Source organism: Phenylobacterium sp. (assembly GCF_035539035.1).
Taxonomy (GTDB): Bacteria; Pseudomonadota; Alphaproteobacteria; order Caulobacterales; family Caulobacteraceae; genus Phenylobacterium.
On record NZ_DATLJI010000010.1, the window covers coordinates 134,385 to 155,653 of the forward strand.

At 72.2% G+C, this 21,269-nt stretch carries 21 protein-coding genes, 1 pseudogene and 1 riboswitch; of the genes and pseudogenes, 13 read left to right on the plus strand and 9 right to left on the minus strand.

The window, feature by feature from the left end; all coding sequences use genetic code 11:
- Positions 1-46 precede the first annotated feature (46 nt).
- Positions 47-1,723, plus strand: coding sequence for an MFS transporter (locus VM685_RS03790; protein WP_325458783.1), 1,677 nt, complete (start codon positions 47-49; stop codon positions 1,721-1,723).
- 15 nt (positions 1,724-1,738) lie between these two features.
- Here VM685_RS03790 and VM685_RS03795 read toward each other — a convergent pair whose 3' ends face one another.
- The 3 genes from VM685_RS03795 to VM685_RS03805 all read right to left on the minus strand — a co-directional run bounded on the left by VM685_RS03795 (position 1,739) and on the right by VM685_RS03805 (position 4,027).
- Positions 1,739-2,731 carry a phosphotransferase gene (locus VM685_RS03795; RefSeq protein ID WP_325458784.1) on the minus strand — a complete coding sequence of 331 codons (993 nt, stop codon included), beginning with the start codon at positions 2,729-2,731 and terminating at the stop codon, positions 1,739-1,741.
- 65 nt (positions 2,732-2,796) lie between these two features.
- Complete coding sequence (locus VM685_RS03800) at positions 2,797-3,681, minus strand: NAD(P)-dependent oxidoreductase (RefSeq protein WP_325458785.1); 885 nt, start codon at positions 3,679-3,681, stop codon at positions 2,797-2,799.
- A gap of 4 nt (positions 3,682-3,685) precedes the next feature.
- Complete coding sequence (locus VM685_RS03805; protein ID WP_325458786.1) at positions 3,686-4,027, minus strand: c-type cytochrome; 342 nt, start codon at positions 4,025-4,027, stop codon at positions 3,686-3,688.
- 138 nt (positions 4,028-4,165) lie between these two features.
- Between VM685_RS03805 and VM685_RS03810 the strand changes: the two genes are divergently transcribed.
- Both VM685_RS03810 and VM685_RS03815 read left to right on the plus strand, forming a co-directional pair.
- A complete protein-coding gene (locus VM685_RS03810) occupies positions 4,166-4,678 on the plus strand; it encodes a (2Fe-2S)-binding protein (protein WP_325458787.1) in 513 nt (170 codons plus the stop codon).
- Positions 4,679-4,685: 7 nt separating this feature from the next.
- Positions 4,686-6,863, plus strand: coding sequence for a xanthine dehydrogenase family protein molybdopterin-binding subunit (locus VM685_RS03815; RefSeq protein WP_325458788.1), 2,178 nt, complete (start codon positions 4,686-4,688; stop codon positions 6,861-6,863).
- Here VM685_RS03815 and VM685_RS03820 read toward each other — a convergent pair.
- Complete coding sequence (locus VM685_RS03820; RefSeq protein ID WP_325458789.1) at positions 6,860-7,477, minus strand: nucleotidyltransferase family protein; 618 nt, start codon at positions 7,475-7,477, stop codon at positions 6,860-6,862. The two genes, VM685_RS03815 and VM685_RS03820, sit on opposite strands and share 4 nt — an antisense overlap.
- A 29-nt stretch (positions 7,478-7,506) precedes the next feature.
- Between VM685_RS03820 and moaA the strand changes: the two genes are divergently transcribed.
- The 5 genes from moaA to moaC are packed head-to-tail and all read left to right on the plus strand — an operon-like array spanning position 7,507 to position 10,241.
- Positions 7,507-8,535, plus strand: a complete 1,029-nt coding sequence (moaA, locus tag VM685_RS03825; protein WP_325458790.1) for a GTP 3',8-cyclase MoaA — start codon at positions 7,507-7,509, stop codon at positions 8,533-8,535.
- 2 nt (positions 8,536-8,537) lie between these two features.
- A complete protein-coding gene (locus VM685_RS03830; protein WP_325458791.1) occupies positions 8,538-8,777 on the plus strand; it encodes a MoaD/ThiS family protein in 240 nt (79 codons plus the stop codon).
- Positions 8,774-9,223 (plus strand): molybdenum cofactor biosynthesis protein MoaE, encoded by a 450-nt coding sequence (locus tag VM685_RS03835; protein WP_325458792.1) that lies wholly within the window; start codon positions 8,774-8,776, stop codon positions 9,221-9,223. The genes VM685_RS03830 and VM685_RS03835 overlap by 4 nt, the downstream gene beginning before the upstream one ends.
- A gap of 2 nt (positions 9,224-9,225) precedes the next feature.
- Positions 9,226-9,777 (plus strand): molybdenum cofactor biosynthesis protein B, encoded by a 552-nt coding sequence (moaB, locus tag VM685_RS03840; protein WP_325458793.1) that lies wholly within the window; start codon positions 9,226-9,228, stop codon positions 9,775-9,777.
- Complete coding sequence (moaC, locus tag VM685_RS03845; RefSeq protein ID WP_325458794.1) at positions 9,774-10,241, plus strand: cyclic pyranopterin monophosphate synthase MoaC; 468 nt, start codon at positions 9,774-9,776, stop codon at positions 10,239-10,241. Before moaB ends, moaC begins: the two co-directional genes overlap by 4 nt.
- A 10-nt stretch (positions 10,242-10,251) precedes the next feature.
- On the opposite strand, the gene VM685_RS03850 is transcribed toward moaC, so the two are convergent.
- Complete coding sequence (locus VM685_RS03850; RefSeq protein WP_325458795.1) at positions 10,252-10,893, minus strand: hypothetical protein; 642 nt, start codon at positions 10,891-10,893, stop codon at positions 10,252-10,254.
- 172 nt (positions 10,894-11,065) lie between these two features.
- Between VM685_RS03850 and VM685_RS03855 the strand changes: the two genes are divergently transcribed.
- Both VM685_RS03855 and glp read left to right on the plus strand, forming a co-directional pair.
- On the plus strand, positions 11,066-11,959 hold the full coding sequence (locus VM685_RS03855) for a LysR family transcriptional regulator (protein ID WP_325458796.1): 894 nt from the start codon (positions 11,066-11,068) through the stop codon (positions 11,957-11,959).
- Positions 11,960-11,994: 35 nt separating this feature from the next.
- Positions 11,995-13,203, plus strand: a complete 1,209-nt coding sequence (gene glp, locus VM685_RS03860; RefSeq protein WP_325458862.1) for a gephyrin-like molybdotransferase Glp — start codon at positions 11,995-11,997, stop codon at positions 13,201-13,203.
- A gap of 23 nt (positions 13,204-13,226) precedes the next feature.
- On the opposite strand, the pseudogene VM685_RS03865 reads toward glp, so the two are convergent.
- Positions 13,227-14,135: pseudogene (locus tag VM685_RS03865) on the minus strand (XdhC family protein); the annotation flags it as partial.
- Between the two features lie 95 nt (positions 14,136-14,230).
- On the opposite strand from VM685_RS03865, the gene VM685_RS03870 reads away from it, so the two are divergent.
- Both VM685_RS03870 and VM685_RS03875 read left to right on the plus strand, forming a co-directional pair.
- Positions 14,231-15,103 carry a bifunctional regulator KidO gene (locus tag VM685_RS03870; protein WP_325458797.1) on the plus strand — a complete coding sequence of 291 codons (873 nt, stop codon included), beginning with the start codon at positions 14,231-14,233 and terminating at the stop codon, positions 15,101-15,103.
- Between the two features lie 152 nt (positions 15,104-15,255).
- Positions 15,256-16,566, plus strand: a complete 1,311-nt coding sequence (locus VM685_RS03875) for a cation:proton antiporter (RefSeq protein ID WP_325458798.1) — start codon at positions 15,256-15,258, stop codon at positions 16,564-16,566.
- Here VM685_RS03875 and VM685_RS03880 read toward each other — a convergent pair.
- The 3 genes from VM685_RS03880 to ald all read right to left on the minus strand — a co-directional run bounded on the left by VM685_RS03880 (position 16,556) and on the right by ald (position 20,779).
- Positions 16,556-18,346, minus strand: a complete 1,791-nt coding sequence (locus VM685_RS03880; protein ID WP_325458799.1) for a TonB-dependent receptor plug domain-containing protein — start codon at positions 18,344-18,346, stop codon at positions 16,556-16,558. The two genes, VM685_RS03875 and VM685_RS03880, sit on opposite strands and share 11 nt — an antisense overlap.
- Positions 18,347-18,428: 82 nt before the next feature.
- Positions 18,429-18,650, minus strand: a riboswitch (cobalamin riboswitch).
- A gap of 28 nt (positions 18,651-18,678) precedes the next feature.
- A complete protein-coding gene (locus tag VM685_RS03885) occupies positions 18,679-19,545 on the minus strand; it encodes a dienelactone hydrolase family protein (protein ID WP_325458800.1) in 867 nt (288 codons plus the stop codon).
- Between the two features lie 121 nt (positions 19,546-19,666).
- Entirely contained in the window at positions 19,667-20,779 is a 1,113-nt protein-coding gene (gene ald / locus VM685_RS03890; protein WP_325458801.1) for an alanine dehydrogenase, read from the minus strand.
- A gap of 212 nt (positions 20,780-20,991) precedes the next feature.
- Between ald and VM685_RS03895 the strand changes: the two genes are divergently transcribed.
- On the plus strand, positions 20,992-21,219 hold the full coding sequence (locus tag VM685_RS03895) for a hypothetical protein (protein ID WP_325458802.1): 228 nt from the start codon (positions 20,992-20,994) through the stop codon (positions 21,217-21,219).
- The last annotated feature ends 50 nt before the right edge of the window (positions 21,220-21,269 follow it).

Here is a 21,269-nt window from a genome sequence, read left to right on the forward strand (position 1 = left end):
TCGGCGAGCGGTGCTACAGCTTGCGCCAAACCGGGGGGAGAACAGCATGGCGGAGCTCGCCGCAGGAGAGACCGAGGGCCAGAAGAAGGAGACCTCGCTGACGACGGTGGTGGCCGCCTCCGCGGCCGGCACCGCCTTCGAGTGGTACGACTTCTTCGTCTTCGGCAGCCTCATCCAGGTGATCTCCAGGACCTTCTTCTCAGGTCTCAACGAGACGGCCGGCTATGTGGCGGCGCTGGCCCTGTTCGGCGCGGGTTTCCTGTTCCGGCCGCTGGGCGCGCTGGTGTTCGGGCGGATCGGCGACCGCGTGGGCCGCAAGGGCGCCTTCCTGGTGACCGTGGCCCTGATGGGCGGGGCGACCTTCGCCATCGGCCTCCTGCCGACCTACGCCCAGGTGGGCCTGCTGGGTCCGGGCCTGCTCGTGCTGATGCGGATCATCCAGGGCTTCGCGCTGGGCGGGGAGTACGGCGGCGCCGCGATCTACGTCGCCGAGCACGCGCCGACCAACGCGCGGGGGCGCTCCACGAGCTGGGTGCAGACCTCCGCGGCGCTGGGCCTGTTCGGGGCCCTGGTGGTGATCCTCGTCACCCGGCTGGCGGTCGGCGAGCTGTTCGGGCCCGACGCCTTCGACGCCTGGGGCTGGCGCATCCCCTTCCTGTTCTCCGCCGGCCTGCTGGCGATCTCCATCTGGATGCGGCTGAAGCTGTCGGAGAGCCCGGCCTTCGCCAAGATGAAGGCGGAGGGCGAGCACTCGAAGGCGCCCTTCAAGGAGTCCTTCGGCGAGTGGCGGAACCTGAAGATCGTGCTCCTGGCGCTGGTGGCGATCATGTTCGCGCAAGGGGCCGTCTGGTACACCGCCTTCTTCTACGCCCAGACCTTCATGGAGCGGTTCCTGAAGGTGGCGCCCGAGACCATCAACATCCTGATGCTCAGCGCCACGGCGGCCAGCGCCCTGCTCTACGTCTTCTTCGGCTGGCTGTCGGACAAGCTCGGCCGCAAGGCGGTGATGCTGTTCGGCATGACCCTGATGCTGGTGGCCTACTTCCCCGGTTTCCACATGCTGTCCCAGACCCTGAACCCGGCGCTCGCCGAGGCCGAGGCGCGCACGCCGGTCGTGGTGGTGGCCGACCCCGCCGATTGCAGCCTGCAGTTCGACCCGGTGGGCAAGGCGCAGTTCGTCACCTCCTGCGACATCGCCAAGAGCACGCTCGCCAACGCCGGCGTCTCCTACTCGAACCAGGCGGGCGTGGCCGGGGCGCCGGCGCAGGTGCGGGTCGGGAACAACGTCATCCCCTCGGCCGACGCCACCGGCCAGCCGCCGGAGGTCGCGAAGGCGCTGAAGGCCTCGGTGGAACGGCGCATCAAGCAGGGCCTGGCGCAGGCCGGATACCCCGACAAGGCCGACCCAGAGCGGATGAACCTGGTGGCCGCCTTTGGGGTGCTGATGATCTTCGTGGTCGCGGCCACCGCCCTCTACGGCCCGATCGCGGCCTGCCTCGTGGAGCTCTTCCCGACGCGGATCCGCTACACGGCCCTGTCGCTGCCCTACCATATCGGCACCGGCTGGGTGGGCGGCTTCGTGCCCTTCACCGCCTTCGCCATCGTAGCGGCCGTGGGGAACATCTACTCCGGGCTCTGGTACCCGTTCGCCTTCACGGCGATCAGCGTGGTGACCTGCCTGTTCCTGCTGCCGGAGACGCGCGGCCGTCCCCTCGACCAGTAGGGGTCGCGCAGCGGCCTAGGCCGCGCGGGCGAGCTGCGCCCCGAAGCCGGCGCTCCGGAAGCCGGCGAGGGCCTCCGCCAGCAGGGCCGCGCCGAACTCGAGGCGCACCCCCGCGCGGTGCAGGTCGAGCCGGCCCCCGGCGAGGTCGGCGCGCAGTTCGGCGAGTCCCCGCGCGCCGGCGATGTCGGCGGGCCGGCGGAGTTCCGCGCCGCTGAGGGCGAACATCACCCCGTAGAACAGGTGGTTCACCTGCCGCATCAGCCACAGCCGGGCTCTCTGCGCCTCCGTCGGCGAGGCGCGGAAATAGGTGGCGAGCAGGCGCTCGGTGTCCTCGGCCCCAGCGCCGAACCAGTTGGCGAGGCCGGCCAGGTCCACATAGCGGTCGGCCAGGAAGGCCGCGTCCCAGTCGATCAGCCACAGCCGGCGGCCGTCGTAGAGCACGTTCCTGGCGTTGAGGTCGTTGTGGCTGGAGACGAGATCGGCCTCGGGCGTGGCGTATCGGTCCCGGAAGGCCGCGAAGCGCTCGAACAACTCGTCGGCCTCGGGCGTGACGAGGCCCGCGACGCGGAACCAGCCCAGCAGGACGTCCATGCCCGCCAGGTAGTCCACGAGGGGCGGGAAGGCCTTCGTCTCGTGCAGCAGGCGCGCCGACTGCCCGAGCTCGACCATCAGGTCACCGCGGTACTCGGTCAGCGGCTGCTCGGCGATCAGGTCCATGATCACGACGCCGGTGGCCGCGTCGGCGTATCGGACCGGCGGCGCCAGGCAGGCCTCCGCGGCGATCCGCATGCAGGCGTGCGCCCGGACCGGATCCCCGAACGGCGGCGCGCGCTCCGGCTCAAGCCGCAGGATATATGGGATACCGCCGACCCGGATCCGGAACAGCCGGGCGCCCGACATGCCTCCGATCATCGGCCGCGGCGGGGCGTCGGGGGCCGCGGTTCCGAACGCCTGCAGGAGCGCCTCCTCCACGGCGGCGAGCTTCTCGGACGGGATCAGATGACGCATGGCGCAGCTCCGGGCGAAGCGCGCCTTTTACCCGGATATTATTCCTCGTCAATATCGCCCGGGTATTATTCCTGAACAATCGGCAGCAACTCGATGGTGACGCCGGCAGCGGCGAGATCGTCGGTCGGGACGTGGCCGGCGTGCAGGCGCACGACCCGCATCCCGTCCTCCACGAAGGCGCGCAGCCGCTCCGGCGTGAGCGTCTCGGGCGCCATGCGCTCGGCGTCCCGGCGGGCCAGCGAGACGACGTTGGGGTCCACGCCCGGATCGCAGACCAAGACGTCGGCGGCGGCCAGGGCGCGGCTGGCCTTCAGGCTGAGGTGCTCGGCAGGTCCGCGGGCATCCAGCACCTGGACCACGCCGAAGCTCGGGGCGTCCTCCTCCAGCGCCTCGCGCAGGCGCCGCGCGGCGGCCTCCATGTCGCCGGACAACGCCGCCTGGGCGGCCGGGCCCGTCAGGGCCGCGCGCAGGAAGGCGCGGCGCCGGTGCGGCTCGGGCAGCGCCCGGCGCACCTCGTCCTGCAGGTTGCGGAACAGGGCCGCCACCCGTCCGGCGCCTTCCGGCACCCGGGCCTCGATGTCGTGGCGCAGCAGGGTGGCGAGCATCGGCGAGGCGCCGCCGGTGCCCACCGCGGCCACCACCTCGCCCCGGTCGATGACGGCGGGGGTGGTGAAGTCGCAGAGCGCCGGCCGGTCGACCACGTTCACCGGCACATGGGCCTTGCGTGCGGCGGCGGCGGCGGCCTCCGCGAACGCATCGTCCGGGCTGGCGATGAAGGCCAGCGCCGCCCCCTGGTAGGAGAGCGGGGTCAGCGCGTCCTGGGCGATCAGCCGCCGTACGACGGCGGGCGAGCCCTCGAACAGCCGGGCCTTGGCTTCCGCACCTTCGCCCTCCCCGGCGATGACCACCGTGCGGCCGGCGAGCGGGAAGAACGCGGGGAAGGCGTCCATGCCGCTACTTCAGGGTCTTGAGGTAGGCGATCAGGGCCTGGCGGCTGTCGTCGGCGGGGACGGAGATCATCATCTTGGTGCCGGGCGCGAACTGGGTGGGCGCCTTGAGGAAGGCGTCGAGGTTCGCATCGGTCCAGGTCCCGCCCTTGGCCTTCAGGGCCTCGGAATAGGCGAAGCCCTCCTTGGCGGCGATCTTCCCGCCGGCGACGCCGGTCAGCGGCGGGCCCATCGGGGTTCCGCCATGGCACATCTTGCACTGCATGTTGAACAGCTGCTCGCCATCGGCGGCGAGGGCGGGACCGGCGGCGAGCGAAAGGGCGGCGACGGCGAGGACGGGACGAAGCAAACGGTCTCTCCTGAAAGGATGTGCGGCGCGTGTCCGGGGCATAGCTAGCGGATCGGCCCGGACACGCAAGGCGGGCGGCTTACCGTGGTGTCTGAACGGCGATAGGATGCCTGATCCAGATGCGTCAGAGGGGACTCCATGGCGACCACGCTCGATGTGAACGGACGGGCCGTGCAGGTGCAGGCCGCGCCGGATACGCCCCTTCTGTGGGTGCTGCGCGATGAACTGGGGCTGACCGGGACCAAGTACGGCTGCGGCGTGGCCCAGTGCGGCGCCTGCACGGTCCTGGCCGACGGCCAGCCGGTGCGCTCGTGCTCGGCGCCGATCTCCGCCTTCACGGGCGCCAAGATCACCACCATCGAGAGCCTGGGCGGCCAGCACCCGCTGCAGCAGGCCTGGGTGCGCCACGACGTACCGCAGTGCGGCTACTGCCAGTCGGGCCAGATCATGAGCGCGGTCGCCCTGCTGACCGCGACGCCGCAGCCGTCGGACGACGATATCGACGCGGCCATGGACGGGAACATCTGCCGCTGCGGGACCTATCAGCGCATCCGCGCCGCCATCAAGGACGCCGCCGGCATGGGCCGGCCCGCGCCGCCGCCGGTGGCCGTCACCCCCGCCCCGCTCGCCGTGCCGCCGCCCAAGGCCTGAGGACGCCATGAACAAGCCCCTGAAGGACATCACCCGGCGCGACGCGCTGACGGTCGGCGCGGCGCTCACCGGCGGCGCCCTGGTCGTCGGTTGCTCGCCCGCCGACCTCATGAGCATCGGCGCCAAGAAGGACTTCGGCGCCTTCGGCCCCTTCGTGAAGATCGCCCCGGACGGCTGGGTGACGGTGGTCTCCAAGCACATCGAGTTCGGCCAGGGCAACCATGCCGGGCTCGCGGCCATCGTCGCCGAGGAGCTGGGCGCGGACTGGGCGAAGGTGCGGGTCGAGCAGGCGCCGGCCAACGCCAAGGTCTACGCCAACTCCATGATGGGCGTGCAGGGGACCGGCGGGTCCTCGGCGATCCCGAACTCCTGGACCCAGCTGCGCACCGCCGGCGCCTCGGCGCGGGCGATGCTCGTCCAGGCCGCCGCCAACCGCTGGAACGCGCCGGTGGCCGAGGTGACGGTGCAGGACGGCGTCGTCCGCCACGCCGCCTCGAACCGCCAGGCGGGCTTCGGCGAGCTTCTGGAGGACGCCGCCAAGGTGGCGCCGCCGCAGAGCCCGGCCCTGAAGGCCCCCAAGACCTTCACCCTGATCGGCACCGACCGGGTGCGGCGCAAGGACTCCCAGGCCAAGAGCGACGGGACGGCGAGGTTCACCTCCGACGTGCGCCTGGAGAACATGCTGGTGGCCATGGTGGCGCACCCGCCCCGGTTCGGGGCCAAGGTGTCGTCCTTCGACGGCGCGGCGGCGCGCAAGGTCCCGGGCGTGGTCGACGTCTTCCAGATCCCGTCCGGCGTGGCGGTGGTGGCGAACAACACCTGGGCCGCCCGCCAGGGCCGCGACGCCCTGAAGGTCACCTGGGACGAGGCCAAGGCCGAGAAGCGCGGCTCGGAGGAGATCACCGCCCTGTTCCGCGACATCGCCGCGGGCAGGACGACGCCGGAGAAGACCACCTGGGCGGCCTTCGACACCAAGGGCGACGCGGCCCGGGCGGCGGGCGGGACCGCGGCGCTCGAGACCACCTACGACTTCCCCTACCTGGCGCACGCGGCCATGGAGCCGATGGACTGCGTGGCCATCGTCAACGGCAACCGCTGCAAGCTGATCCACGGCTCGCAGTCGCCGACGCTGGACCAGATGAACGCGGCGAAGATCGTGCTCAATGTCCCGGGTGCGATCGAGGTGGAGACCCTGTTCGCCGGCGGCTCCTTCGGGCGGCGCACCACCTTCCAGTCCGACTATGTGGTCGAGGCGGTGCACATCGCCAAGAAGGTCGGCAAGGGCCGGCCGGTGAAGCTGGTCTGGACCCGCGAGGACGACATGCAGGCCGGCTACTACCGGCCGATCGTTCACCACGCCGTGCGGATCACCACGGATGCCGACGGCTATCCGGCCACCTGGCGACACCGGGTCGTCACCCAGTCGATCATGAAGGGCTCCCCCATGGGCGAGCCCAAGCTGGACGAGACGGCGGTCGAAGGGACCAAGGGCTCGCCCTATCTGAGGGCCACGCCCGTGGTGGACGCCCAGCTGATCACCCCGGACGTCGGCGTCCCGGTGCTGTGGTGGCGTTCGGTGGGCGCGACCCACACCGCCTTCGTCATGGAGCACACCATCGACCAGCTGGCCCGCAAGGCCGGCAAGGACCCGGTGGAATACCGCCGGGCGCTCTATGTGAAGGCCGGCGCCAACCGGCACCTGGCCGCCCTGAACCTGGCCGCCGAGAAGGCCGGCTGGACCACGCCTCCCCCGGCCGGCTGGACCCGCGGCGTCGCCGTGCACGAGAGCTTCGGCTCGGTGGTCGCCCAGGTGGCCGAGGTGCAGATGGTGGACGGCGAGCCTCGGGTCGGCCGGGTGGTCACCGCCATCGACTGCGGCATCGCCATCTCGCCCAATCAGGTGGCGGCGCAGATGGAGGGCGGCACCTGCTATGGCCTGTCGGCGGCGCTCTACGGGGCGATCACCCTGAAGGACGGCCGCGTCGAGCAGGGCAACTTCGACGGCTACCGGGTGCTGCGCAATTCCGAGGCGCCGACGGTCGAGACCCACATCGTGCCCTCGCCCAATCCGCCGAGCGGCGTGGGCGAGCCCGGCACCCCGGTGATCGCCGCCGCCGTGGCCAACGCGCTCCTGGCGATGAACGGCCAGCCGACCACGGCCCTGCCGTTCGTGAAGACGGTCTAGCCCGGCAGGTCCTCCGCCCGGTCGACGTCGAACAGGACGCCGTCGTCGGGGGCCTCCACCAGGGCCAGACGATCCCCGAGGTCGGCGAGCACCTGGCGGGCGCCGGCGTCGCCGGTCAGAGCCAGGACCTGCGGGAAGAGCTCGGCGGCCAGCAGCACCGGATTGCCGCGGCGGCCCTGGAACACCGGGGCGGCGGCCAGGGCGCCCGCCTGCACCGCCTCGGCCATCGGCTGCAGGATGTCGCGCGGCACCCGGGGCATGTCGCCCAGGAAGACGAAGGCGCCGAGCGTCTCGCCCGGCAGGCCGGCGATCCCCATGCGCAGGGAATGCGCCATGCCCAGCGCATAGTCGGCGGCGTGGACCATGCGCAGGCGGTCGTGCTGGCCGAAGCGGTCGGCGAGCCGGATCGCGGCGCGGGCCACGGCCTCCTCCTCCGCCCCCGTCACCACCGTCACGCTCCGCGCCGGCGCGGCGAAGGCGGCGGCCAGCGCCCCGTCCAGCAGGACGCCGGCCATATAGGGCGCGAGCAGCTTGCCGCCGCCGAAGCGCGAGCCCACGCCGGCCGCCAGCACCACCGCCTCGAACGCCTGCGTCGGTCCTGCCCCTGTCGCCAACCGTCGTTCCCCTCTATCTTTGGAGCCGCATGACGCCCTACGACGCCACATCCCGGCAAGGCCCCGAAGGCCTGACGGACGGTTTCGGCCGCACCGTCACCTATTTGCGCGTCTCCGTGACGGATCGATGCGACCTGCGCTGCGTCTACTGCATGGCCGAGCACATGACCTTCCTGCCGAAGGCCGAGGTGCTGACCCTGGAGGAGCTGGACCGCATCGCCTCGGCCTTCGTGGGCCTGGGGACACGGAAGCTCAGGATCACCGGCGGCGAGCCCCTGGTGCGCAAGGGCGTGATGGACCTGATCGCCGGCCTGGGCCGGCACCTGAAGACCGGGGCGCTGGAGGAGCTGACGCTCACCACCAACGGCACCCAGCTCACCCAGTTCGCCGGCCGGCTGGCCGAGGCGGGCGTGCGGCGGATCAACGTCTCGCTCGACACCCTGAAGCCCGACCTGTTCCGGCGGCTGACCCGCGGCGGCGACCTCGCCAAGGTCATGGCGGGGATCGAGGCCGCCCAGGCGGCGGGGCTCAAGGTGAAGATCAACGCCGTGGCGCTGAAGGACGACAACGCCGCCGAGCTCCCGGAGCTGATCCGCTGGGCGCACGGTCGGGGCTGCGACATGACCCTGATCGAGACCATGCCGCTGGGCGAGGTCGAGGCCGACCGCACCGACCAGTATCTCTCGCTGAGGCAGGTCCGCGCCGAGCTGGAGAGCTTCTGGACGCTGACCGACATCCCGCTCTCCACCGGCGGTCCTGCGCGCTACGCCGAAGTCGCGGAGACCGGCGGCCGGCTCGGCTTCATCACCCCGCTGAGCCACAACTTCTGCGAATCCTGCAACCGCGTGCGGCTGACCTGCACCGGCACCCTGCACACCTGCCTGGGGCAGGACGACGCCACCGACCTGCGGGCGGTGCTCCGCGCCGGCGGCTCCGACGCCGACCTCGTGGACGCCATCCGCCTGGCGGTGGACGGCAAGCCGAAGGGCCACGACTTCAAGATCGCCCGCGCCGCGGCCCCGGCGGTGGCCCGCCACATGTCCACCACGGGGGGCTGAGCGTGGCGAAGGTGCTGCTGTTCGGGCGCCTGAGCGACCTCGCGGGCTGGCGCGAGCGGGAGATCGATGCGGCCTCCATCGCGGCGCTGAGGGCGCGGCTCTCGGAAGAAGACGCCCGGCTCGGGGAGGCGCTCGGCGGGCCCGGCGTGCAGGTGGCGCTGGACCAGGCCATCGTGCGTGGCGACCGGCCGCTCGGCCCCGGCGCCGAGGTCGCCTTCCTGCCGCCGATGAGCGGCGGATGATCACCCTCTCCGACCAGCCCTTCGAGCCGGGCGAGCTGCTCTCCGAATTCGCCAGGGGCCGGGCCGAGGTCGGCGCCGTGGCCACCTTCACCGGCCTGGCCCGCGCCGAGGAAGGCGCCACCGACATCCTGGAGCTGGAGGCCTATCCGGGCTTCACCGAACACGAGATCGGCAAGATCGCCGACGAGGCGCGGACCCGCTTCGGCCTGCAGGACCTGCGTATCCTGCACCGGGTGGGGAAGATCGCGCCGGGCGAGCCGATCGTCTTCGTGGCCACCGCCTCGCGCCACCGCCGCCAGGCCTTCGAGGCGTGCGACTTCCTCATGGACTACTTGAAGAGCCGCGCCCCCTTCTGGAAGAAGGAGCACGGCCCCGGCGGCGCCCGCTGGATCGAGCCGCGCGCGGAAGATCACGCCGACGTCGCGCGCTGGGAGCAGGAGACCTGACCATGAACGCCCCCGTGCTGTCCCCCGGCGGACGCATCGACGCCAACCGTCCCTTCAAGGCCGTGCGGATCGCGGTCCTGACCATCTCCGACACCCGCGACGAGGAGAGCGACACCTCCGGCCATCTGCTGGCCGAGCGGGTGACCGGCGCCGGCCACGAGCTGGTCGGCAAGGCGATCGTGCGCGACGACGTGGACGAGATCCGCCGCCAGGTGAACGCCTGGGTGGACGCCGGCGTCGAGGCCATCGTCACCACCGGCGGCACCGGCATCACCGGCCGGGACGTGACGCCCGAGGCGGTGCGGCCGCTGTTCGACAAGGAGCTCGACGGCTTCTCCGTCGTCTTTCACCTGATCAGCTACCAGTCGGTGGGCCTGTCCACCCTGCAGTCGCGGGCGCTGGCCGGCATCGTGCGCGGCTGCTTCGTCTTCTGCCTGCCGGGCTCCAACGGCGCGGTGCGCGACGGCTGGGACAAGGTCATCGCCGCCCAGCTCGACAGCCGCCACGGGCCCTGCAACATGGTCGAGCTGATGCCCCGGCTGCTGGAGCAGTGAGCAAGCTCACCCACATCGACGACACCGGCCGGGCGCGGATGGTGGACGTCTCGGAGAAGGCGTCCACGACCCGCGAAGCCGTCGCCGAGGGCTTCCTGCGGATGACCGCGGAGACCCTGGGGCTGGCCCTGTCCGGCGAGGGGAAGAAGGGCGACGTCCGCGCCGTGGCCGAGGTCGCCGGCGTCATGGCCGCCAAGCGGACCTCGGACCTGATCCCCATGTGCCACCCGCTGGCCATCACCAAGGCCGAGGTGCGGGTGGAGCCCGCCGAGGGCGGGCTCTCCGTCACCGCACGGGTGAAGACCACCGGCCAGACCGGCGTGGAGATGGAGGCGCTGACCGCCGCCTCGGTGGCCCTGCTGACCCTCTACGACATGCTCAAGGCCGCCGAGAAGGGCATGGTCATCGAGACCGTCCGCCTGGTCGAGAAGACCGGCGGCAAGTCCGGCGACTGGCGGGCCTAGGCCCCCCCGATCACCGCGCGGCGTGGGTGGTGTGGCCGGCCGCGCCCTTGTGGTGCTTGCAGCTGACGTTGGGGTTGAACTGGGCGAAGACGCCGTTCGGGTTCTCGCGGTGCACCCAGACGTGGCGGTCGTAGTGCGGCTGGAACATGTGGGCCTCGTCGATCGGGGTCCTCGGATCGTCGGCCATGGCGTCCCACTTCACGCCCCGGAACGTCGGCGGACCCTTGTGGCCGGCGGCGTGCCAGGCCTTCTGGAACACCAGGTTCTCGACCGCCACCAGCGCCATCGAGCCGTCGGCCTGCGGCTCGTAGATCAGGATCGAGGGCTTGCGGAAGTCGGTGTGCAGGCCGTTCCCGTCCACCCGCGGGTTCGGCGGGGCGGTGACGCCCACCAGGTCCGGGCGGAAGTAGTGCACGCCCATGGCGCCGAGGGCGGCGGGACGGCCCATCATGTCGGCGGTGTCGCACATGTCGAAGGGGTCGCGGATATAGCCCTCGGCGAGGGCGACGTTCACGTCGCGATAGCGGGCGGTGGCCTCGCGGACCTCCTCCAGGGTGGGCTCCTTTTCCGGCGCGGGTTGGGCGACGGCGACGGCGGCGACGGCCGCGGCGGCGAGTGACAGGCCGAGCACGGCCTTGGACGCGAGCTTCATCAGGCTCTCCATTCAGCTACGTTCGATTGTTGACTGGGCCCGTGCCGCGGCGCGCCGCGACGTGGGTGAAAGCCCCGGCCCCCGCCGGGAAGGCGCGGGGAATAGCCGCGTCGACCCACGTTCGCCAATCGCCGGTATTGCACAGCTGTGCTGCAGCTATGCAGTATGGGGCATGGACTGGAACGACCTGCGCTATGTGCTGGCCGTCGCGCGCGCGGGCTCGGCCCTGCGCGGCGCCGAGCTCATGGGCGTGAACCAGACCACCGTGCTGCGCCGGCTGGACGCCATCGAGGCGCGTCTGGGCGCGCCGCTGTTCGAGCGCCGGCGCACCGGTCAGACCCTGACCGCCGCCGGCCGCCGCGCGGTGGAGGCCGCCGAACGGATGGAGGCCGAGGCCGAGGCGCTGCGCACCGCCCTGGCCGCCCAGACCCGGGAGCTGGCCGGCTCCGTGCGGGTGACCGCCAGCGAGACCCTGGCCAACCGGCTGGTGACGCCGTGCCTACTCGCCTTCCGCGAACGGCATCCCGGCATCTCGGTGGAGGTGGTGGCGAGCGACGCGAGGCTGGACGTCGCCCGCGGCGAGGCCGACGTGGCGCTCCGGGCCGGCATCGCGCCGGAGGGCGCGGGCATCGTCGCCCGCCGCCTGCCGGACACCGACTGGACCATCTACTGCAGTCGCGCCTACGCCTCGGAGCGCGGCGCGCCGGCCAACCGGGCGCAGATCCCCGGCCACGACATCGTCGGCATGGAGGGCCGGATGTCCGTCCTGCCCGGCTGGCGCTGGCTGCAGGCCTCCGCGCCGGACGCGCCGATCCGCTGCCGCAGCAACAGCCTCGTCAACCTGGTCTGGAACCTCAAGGCGGGGCTCGGGCTAGGCGCCCTGCCCGTGGTGATCGGCGACGCCGAGCCGGAGCTGATGCGCTGCTTCCCGCCGCCGCCGGAACTGCGCGCCGAGCTGTGGCTGATTGTCCGGGAGGATCTGAAGACTCAGCCGCACGTGCGCGCCTTCACCGACTTCCTGGCCGCACACGTGAAGACGGCGCTGTCCGAACCGCAGCCGGCCTGAGACGAGCGGTTGAACCGGCCGCAGGCTTCATGTTGATGGAGCCCATGACCACACGACGCCTGCTTGCCGTCGAAGACGCCCGGGCGCGGATGCTCGCCGAGATTGAGCCGCTGCGCCCCGAGGTCGTCCCCATCGCCCGCGCCGTCGGCCGGGTGCTGGCCGAGGAGGTGCGCGCTGTGCGCGACCAGCCGCCGTTCGCCGCCTCCGCCATGGACGGCTGGGCGGTGCGGGCCTGCGACTGCCCTGCGCCGCTGCGCATCGTCGGCGAGAGCGCGGCGGGGCACGGCTACGACGCCCCGGTGGGCGAAGGCGAGGCCGTGCGGATCTTCACCGGCGCCGCCGTCCCGGAGGGCTGCGACGCGGTGGTGATCCAGGAGGACGCCGAGCGCGACGGCAATGTGGTGCGGGTCCCCGCCGCCGAGCCGGGCCGCCACGTGCGTCCGGCAGGCGGCGACTTCCGCGCCGGCGAGGCGCTGCTGGCCCCCGGCGTGCGGATCGACCCCTGGCGGCTGTCGCTCGCCGCCTCCGCCGGCCGGGCGGAGCTGTCGGTCCACGGCCGGCCGCGGGTGACGGTGCTCTCCACCGGCGAGGAGATCGTCGAGGCGCCGGCCGAGCCCGGCCGTTTCCAGATCTACGATTCCGGCTCGCCGGCGCTGACCGCCATGATCGCCGGCTGGGGGGCGGATGCGACGCGCGGCAAGCCCGTGGCCGACGAACTGGACGCGGTGATCGAGGCCCTGCGGAGCGCCGACGCCGACCTCGTCGTGACCCTGGGCGGGGCCTCGGTGGGCGACCACGACCTCGTGCGGGCCGCAGGGCTGGCGCTCGGCCTGGAGATGAAGGTGGAGAGCGTGGCGATCCGGCCGGGCAAGCCGACCTTCTTCGGCGTCCTGGGCGACGGACGGCGCATGCTCGGGCTCCCGGGCAACCCGGCGTCGGCCTTCGTCTGCGCCGAGCTGTTCCTGAAGCCGATCCTCGCCCGCTACCAGGGCGCTCCGGCCGAGCCCGCGATGATCGCCGCGCGGCTCGAGGAGGCCCTTCCCGCCAATGGCCCCAGGGAGCACTGGATGCGGGCGAAGCTGGCCTATGCCGACGGGACCGTCACGGTGCGGCCCTTCCGCGATCAGGATTCTTCGCTGGTGAGCGTGTTCGCCGTGGCCGACGCGCTGCTGCGCCGTCCGCCGGGCGCCGCGGCCGCAGCCGCGGGCGAGGCCGTCGAGGTGCTGCCGCTGGCCCGCGCATAGCGCAGCGCCATGATCTCGCCGATCACCGAGACGGCGACCTCGAAGGGCGCCTTGCCGCCGATGTCGAGGCCGATGGGGGCATGCAGCCGGGCGATGGCGCCCTCGGCGATCCCCGCCGCGCGCAGCCGGGCCAGCCGCTCCGGCAGGCGGGCGCGGGCGCCCAGCAGCCCCACGTAAGCCGCCGGCGACGGCAGCGCCGCTCGCAGCGCCGCCTGGTCGGTCTCCAGATCGTGGGTGGCCACCGCCACTGATGTCCACGGATCCAGGCCCAGCGCCTCGAGCGCCTCGGCCGGCTCGTCCCGCGAATAGGAAACCCCGGCGATCGGCGGCGGCGTCTCCGGCCCCTTCGGCCGGACCAGGGTCGTCTCGAAACCGGCGCGGGCGCCCAGCTCGGCGATGGCCAGCGCCGTGGGGTCGCCCCCCACCACCGCCAAGCGCGGCGCGGGGTCGTGGTCGCGGACCACGGCGGCCTCCGGCCAGGGCTCCAGCTCGGCCGCGCAGGCGCGCGCGTAGCCGTCGCTCACCCAGGTGACCGGCCGCCGCTCGGCCGCAGCGGCCAGCAGGGCGGCCAGTGCGGGGTCGTCCGCCGCGACCCGCTCCACGAAGATTTCGATGCGCGCGCCGCAGAGCAGGCGGATGTCCGGCCAGGGGCTGCCTTCGCCGTAGACCAGGGTGCGCGGCGCCCCGTCCGCCAGGCAGGCCTGGGCGTGGTCGGCGACGTCGCTTTCCACGCAGCCGCCCGAGAAGTAGCCGGCGACGAAGCCCTCGGCGAAGACCATCTGGGTCCCCACGGGCCGGGGGCCGCCGCCCTCCACGGCGATCAGGGTGGCGAGCGCCACCGGGCGGCCCGCGTCACGGGCTCGGCGCAGCGCAGGGCGCACGTCCTCGGCCAGGCCGAACACCGGCCATTCCGGCAGGGGCTCGCGGCTCACGCCTTAACCCCTGGGCAAGGTTGTGTAGACGGCTTCGTAAGCATCTCGGGTGCAACATGGCGGCTCAAAGGGACCTTACCAAGCCTTACGCCTCCATGATGTCTCCGATCACCAAGCTCGGCCTCGGGTCGGGCCAGTTCGGCCTCGACCAGCCGGCCTTCCGCGGCCGGCCGCGGGACGCCGAAGCGCGCGACATCCTGGCCATCGCGGCGCGGTCCGGGATCGGGGTGCTCGAGGTGGGCCGTTGCCCGCCGTCGGCCGAGATGACCATCGGCCAGATCACGCCCAAGCCCAATCCCTTCAAGCTGACCATCACCACGGTGCGCCCCGACCGCGGCCCGGATCTGGCCGAGGCCGAGCTGCGCGCCCAGATGCAGCGGCTGGGCTGCGACCGCGTGGACACCATCCTGGCGCCGTCCGCCACCGACCTCTTCTCGCCGAACGGGCCGCTCCTGTGGGACCGGCTGAGGGCGCTGAAGGACGCCGGCGTGTGCCGCAAGATCGGCGTCTCGGTCTACGCCTCCGACGACCCGGTGGGGCTGACCAAGCGCTTCAAGCCCGACGTGGTGCAGGCGCCGACCTCCCTCCTCGACCAGCGCCTGCTGATCGACGGGACCCTCGCCACCCTGGCCGAAATGGGCGTCGAGGTGCAGCTGCGCTCGATCTTCCTGAACGGCTTGCTGTTCCTGCCCCCCGACCGCGCGCCCAGCCACCTGAAGGCCGCCGCCGGCCGCATCTCCCGCGCCCGCCGCCTGATCGCCGAAGGCCGCTCCGACCCGCTGCAGGCGGCGCTGGGCTTCGCGCTGTCGCGCCCGGAAGCGGCCACCGTGCTGGTGGGCGTGGCCTCGGCCGCCGAGATGAGCGCTGTCGTCGCCGCCGCCATGAGCCCGCCGCCGGACCTGGACTGGGACGAGATGGCGATCAACGACCCCGTGGCCCTCGACCCCCGCGCCTGGGCCGCCGCCTAGAGCCTTCCGCCGCAATTTCCGCGCCCAACCGCTCGGAACTGCGCCTCATGGCGATCTGATAGCGCTAACAAAATCGTTGCGGGGCTGAAAAGCCCGTGTTTTGCTGCCGAAACGGACCGCGCGCGCAGACGGGCGGCCAGGGGCGGAACATCATGACCACGGCGCAGCTCAGCGTAGCGTTCTTCCTGCAGATGGCGGTGATCCTCGCCGCCTGCCGCGTGGTCGGCTGGATCGGCCACCGCTCCCTCGGCCAGCCGCAGGTGATGGGCGAGATGGTCGCCGGCGTGATCCTCGGCCCCTCGCTGTTCGGCCTCCTCGCTCCCGACCTGCAGGCCGCCGTCTTCCCCAAGGAGTCGCGGGACGTCCTCTACGTGGGCGCCCAGCTGGGCATCGGCCTCTACATGTTCCTGGTCGGGCTGGATTTCCGCCGCGACCATTTCCGGGCGAACGCTGCGAGCGCCGCGGCCGTGTCGGTGTCCGGCATGGTGGCGCCGTTCCTGGTGGCCGCCCTGATCGCGCCCTGGCTCATGGACCTCGGCCTGTTCGGCGACGGGGTCGATGGCGTGCAGGCCTGGCTGTTCATCGGCGCGGCGATCTCGATCACCGCCTTCCCTATGCTGGCCCGGATCCTCAACGAGCGCGGGGTGACCGGCACGCCCCTGGGGTCCCTGTCGCTGGCCGCGGGCGCCATGGGCGACGCCGCCGCCTGGTGCGTGCTGGCCGTCGTGCTGGCCACGGTCGGCGACGGCGCCACGGTGGCCGTGAAGGCCATCGTCGGCGGCGTGGCCTTTGTCGCCATGATGACCACCCTGGGTCCGCGGCTGCTCGCGCCGCTGGGCCGGATCGTCGAGCGCGAGGGGCGGCTGACGCCCGGCGTGCTGAGCGTGGTGATGATCACCTTCATGGCCAGCGCCTTCGCCATGGACTACGCGGGCCTGCACGCGGTGTTCGGCGGCTTCGTTCTGGGCGCGGTGATGCCGCGCGGTCGGCTGGCGGCGGAGCTGAAGCGGATGCTGGAGCCGTTCGCGGTCGTGGTGCTGCTGCCGCTGTTCTTCACCTACTCGGGCCTGAACACCCAGCTGACCATGGTCGACAGCGTGGGCCTGCTCGGCGTCACCGTCGCGGTCCTGGGGGGATCGATCATCGCCAAGGGCGTCGCCTGCTGGGCCGCCGCCCGGCTCACCGGGCAGGACAACCCCACCGCCATGGCCATCGGCGCCCTGATGAACGCCCGCGGCATGATGGAGCTGATCCTGGTCAACATCGCCCTGCAACGCGGGCTGATCGGGCCGGGGCTGTTCTCCATGCTGGTGCTGATGGCGATCGTGACCACCTTCATGGCCACGCCGCTGTTCGAGCTGGTCTACGGCCGCCGCGCCCGCGCGCGGGGCGAGCTCGGCGCCCTCAGCGAGGCCGAGGGGGCCGAGCGCCCCGCCGTGGGCGCGGTCGCCCCTAGTTCCTGAGCCGGAACCCGACGTAGACCGCCCGGCCCGGCTCGCCGTAGCCGAAGCTCTCCGCGTAGCGCTCGTCGGCCAGGTTCTCCACCCGGGCGGTGAGCGTCAGTTGCTCGGTCAGCTCTAAGGCGCCGGCGAGGTCGGCCACGGCGAAGCCCTTGCGGGTCACCCGGCTGAAGCCGTCGCGCGCGGTGTCCGTCTGGCTGGATTCCGCCCGCACAGTGAGCGCGCCGGAAAGCCGGCCTTCGGTCCAGATCAGGCTGGCGGCGCCCGCATGGTCGGGCACGCGGATCAGGCTCGTGTCCGTCGTGCGGTCCACCGCGTCGGTGCGGGCGTAGGCCAGCCGCACCCGCAGCGCCTCGGTGACCTGAGCGTCGACCTCGGCCTCCAGCCCGGTGGAGCGCGTGCGGGCGATGTTGACATAGCGCAGGCCCTGGTAGGCGATCTGGTCCTTCACATCGAGCCGGTAGGCGGTGAGCGCGGCGCTGGCCCGCGCCCCGCGCCAGCCCAGGCGCAGGTCGTAGCCGGCCGCCTTCTCGGGGACGAGCGGCACGGGCGGGGCGAAGCAGAAGTCGCAGGCGAACTGGCTGATGGTCGGGATCTTGAAGCCCTGGCCCGCCGAGCCCGTCAGGGTGAAGCCGCCGCCGAGCGCCCAGGCCGCGGAGAGCCGGCCGGTGGTCTTCCCCTTGAACCGGTCCGGCTCGTCGTGGCGCAGGCTGGCGGTGAAGGTGACCGGCGCGAGTTCGCGGCGCACCACCACGAAGGCGGAGGTGACCGACAGGTCCTCGGTGATCCGGCCGGAGAGGTCGGCCTCCGTGGCCTGCCGCTCGGCGCCCACCACCAGGCCCGCGCGCTCGGCCGTCCAGCGCAGCACCTGGCGATCCGCCTCGAAGCGGGCCGGGAAGTCGGTCAGGTTCTCGCGGGTGAGGTCGTAGGCCGACAGGCTGAGCGTGTGGTCCAGGCCCAGGGCTGCGAAACGCCCCCGAACGAAGCCGGACCAGGCGCGGCTGGTGTTGCGATGGGGAGTGTCGCCCAGCTCGAAGGCCGGCGGCGGGAAGCCGTCGATGTCGATGTCGCTGTCGGTGTAGCGGATCCGGCCATCGAGGCTGGCGGTCTCCGAGAGCTTCACCCGGCCGCCGAGGTTGGCGGTGAAGGTCTCGAAACCGTCGTCCTCGGCGCCGCCGGCGGCCTTGGAGACCCCGTCGGTGCGGAACCCGCTGACGGAGCCGTTCAGGGCGTAGCCGTCCTCCGAGACCCCGGCGGAGGCGAAGGCGCGGGCGGTGTCGAGGCTGCCGCCTTCGGCTTCCAGCCGCCAGCCGGAGAGTTCCCGCGTGCTCAGGGCCACGACGCCGCCGATCGCCTCGGAGCCCCAGAGCGAGCTCTGCGGGCCGGACAGCACCTCGATGCGCTCCAGGTCGGCTGTCTGCAGCGAGGCGGGGTCGTAGGCGCCATTCGGATCGGCGGGGTCGCCGGCCGGGACGCCGTCGATCAGCACGAGGGTCTTGTCGGGGCCCGCCCCGCGGATGCGGATCGCGCCGACGCCGCCGAAGGCGCCGGTGCGGGCGATGGCGACGCCCGGCAGGGTGGCCAGAACCTCGGCGGCGAAGGCGGTCTGGCGGGCCTCCAGCTCGGCCCGGTCGACGACGCGGGCCCCCGTGACCAGGTCCACGTCGGTGGGCAGGCGGGTGGCGGTGACGACGACCTCGTCGACCGCCGCGTCCTCGGCCAGGGCGGGGGTGGAAAGGGCGGCCACGGCCGCGGCGGTGGTGGAAAGCAGGGTCTTGCGCATCAGGCGCCTCCGTCGTTTCAGCGATGTCGCTGCGACGGAGGGCTCGCGCCTTCCCGCGCCGTTGGCCTGGACCCGGGCCACGGACGAGCGACGGAAGACGGCAGGTCTCCTGGCTTGCGGGTCAGGGGCGCCGCGTCCTCGCCTTCCCGGTTTCCCAGTGGCTTCCTCCGTATACTGAGGAACGGACGCGGGCCTCGCCGCTCACAGTTGCGGGCACAGCCGGGGATTCGGGCCGAGACCGGCCCTGCACCCCTGTTCCCTCTTGGCCCCCTGTCGACGGGGGACCGCCTTCACGCGCGGATTACTGGCTCAGCTCGCGGAACAGGGCAAGCCTAGACGAGCGCCCGCTTGTACATGGCCGAGAGCTCGGCCCAGGCCTTCTCGGCGGCGGCCTGGTCGTAGACCTGCGAGCCCGGCACGCACCAGCCGTGGTCGGCCGGATAGACCTCCACGGTGGCCTTCTTGCCGGCGTCGGCGAAGGCCTTCTTCAGCACCTCCTTGTCGTTCGGCGCGCGGGCGTCGTCGTTCTTCGCCACGGCCACGAGATACTCGGCGTTGGTCTTCGGGATCAGCAGGTGCGGGCTGGACGGCTGGTCGGTGACCAGGCCCCCGCCGTGGAAGCTGCCCACCGCCCCGATCCGCCCGGGAACGGCCGCGGCGGTCCGGAACGACAGCGGCCCGCCCATGCAGTAGCCCTGCACGCCCACCTTGGCCTTCCTGTTGGTCTGCTTCTGGGCGTCGAGGAAGGCCACGTAGGCGACGCTGTCCTTGTCGATCCCCTCGTTGGTCATCGCCGCGCGATAGCCCATCAGGGTCTTGCGGGTCTCCGGATCGCCGAAGTTGATCTCGCCCGGCATCACCGGCGCGGTGTGCGAGCGGTAGAACGGGTTCACCACCAGGACGACATAGCCCTGCGACGCGAGCCGGCGGCCCATCTGCCGCTTCACGGGACGCAGCCCCATGATGTCTGGCCACAGGAGCACGGCCGGCCAGGTCCCCTTGCCCTCGGGGTGGAAGAGGACGGAGTCCGAGACGCCGTCGGGCGTCTTCACCTGCACGTCCTTCTCCACGACCTTGGCCTGGGCCCCGGCGGCGGAGGCGGCGGCGAGCCCCGCGGCGGCCACGGTCCACAGGCCGAGCCCGCGCCGCGAGACGGTGGGATCGGTCACCAGGCCGGGGTGAATGTCGTCGTCGCACATGGAGCGGCTCCTTCCCTGATTTCGTTCGGCGGAAGGAACGGTGACCAATGTTGCGGGCGTGTGTCTACTCCGGCGGCGCGAGCACCTCCCCCGCCATCGCTGCCGCGATGGGGGAGGTAGGCTACTTCCACGCCCCGTAGGGGTCCTTGAAGCCCTTGCCCAGCGCGTCGGCGACGGCGGGGTGGGTGAGCTGGCCCTTCAGCACGTTCAGGCCCTTGGCCAGGTGGGCGTTCTTCTTCAGCGCGTCCAGCCCCTGGTCGGCGAGCTGCAGGCCGAACGGCAGGGTGGCGTGGACCAGCGCCTCCGAGGAGGTGCGCGGCGCCGCCCCCGGCATGTTCGCCACGCAGTAGTGGACCACGCCGTCGACCGTGTAGGTCGGGTCGTTGTGGGTGGTCGGCCGGCTGGTCTCGAAGCAGCCGCCCTGGTCGATGGAGACGTCCACCAGCACCGAGCCCGGCTTCATCCGCGACAGGTGCTCGCGGCGCACCAGCTTGGGCGCGCTGGCGCCGGCGGTCAGCACCGCGCCGATCACCACGTCGGCGCGCAGCACCTCCTCCTCCACCGCGTCCTGGGTGGAGTAGCGGGTGAGGATGCGGCCCTGGAACATGTCGTCGAGCTGGCGCATGCGCGGGATCGAGCGCTCGAGGATCACCACCTCGGCGCCGAGGCCGGCGGCCATGCGCGCAGCGTTCATGCCGACCACGCCGCCGCCCAGCACGGCCACGCGGGCCGGCGGCACGCCGGGCACGCCGGAGATCAGGAGGCCCATGCCGCCGTTGTGCTTGAGCAGGGTCTCGCCGGCCGAGAAGACGGCGATGCGGCCGGCCACCTCGGACATGGGCGCGAGCAGCGGCAGGCCGCCGGCCGCGTCGGTCACCGTCTCGTAGGCGATGGCCGCGCAGCCCGAGGCCAGCAGGCCCTCGGCCTGGGCCGGGTCGGGCGCCAGGTGCAGGTAGGTGAAGAGGATGTGCTTGTCGGTGAGCCTCGCCCACTCGACGGCCTGCGGCTCCTTCACCTTCACGATCAGCTCGGCCTCGGCGAACACCGCCTCGGCGGTGGGCAGGATGGTCGCGCCCGCCCGGGCGTAGGCCTCGTCGGCATAGCCGGCCCCGGCGCCGGCGCCCTGCTCCACCACCACCTCGTGGCCGTGGGAGACATATTCGCGGACCGCGGTCGGCGTCAGGCCGACACGGTATTCGTCCGGCTTGATCTCGCGGGGCACACCAACGCGCATGAAAGCCTCCCTGGGGGCGTGTTTTTGCTGTGTTGCGGCGGTTTGAGGGGATGGGAGTGCGGAGTCAATGGGGGAGGGGTGGGCGGTGGCGGAGCGGCGCGCAGTGGCGTGGGCGGAGGGAGGGGTGATTGTGGCGCATCTCGGCTGCGCGGCATCTTTGGCTACGCCGAATTGTGCTTCATGCTGATGTGGGCGGGAGCGCGGAGCAGCGCATGTCGAAGTTTGCAGCTATGACGGTCAATGAGCGCTTGGCTGAAGCAAACTTGTTCGAAGATTGGGACGAGGCGGTGCGGGCGTGTGACCGGGACCGCATGATCAAGATCCTTCAGCGTGTCGATATGGGCGATCTAGCGTTCTCCACGGCTGACGCTGTGCTGGCGGATCCCGAGCGGTATGGCTACTTCAAGGAAGATGGGCATGGGCCTCCGCGCGCTAAGTAAAGCGTCGTCCGCAGGCGGGCGTCGTTAGCTGGATGACGCCTCTGAACGTC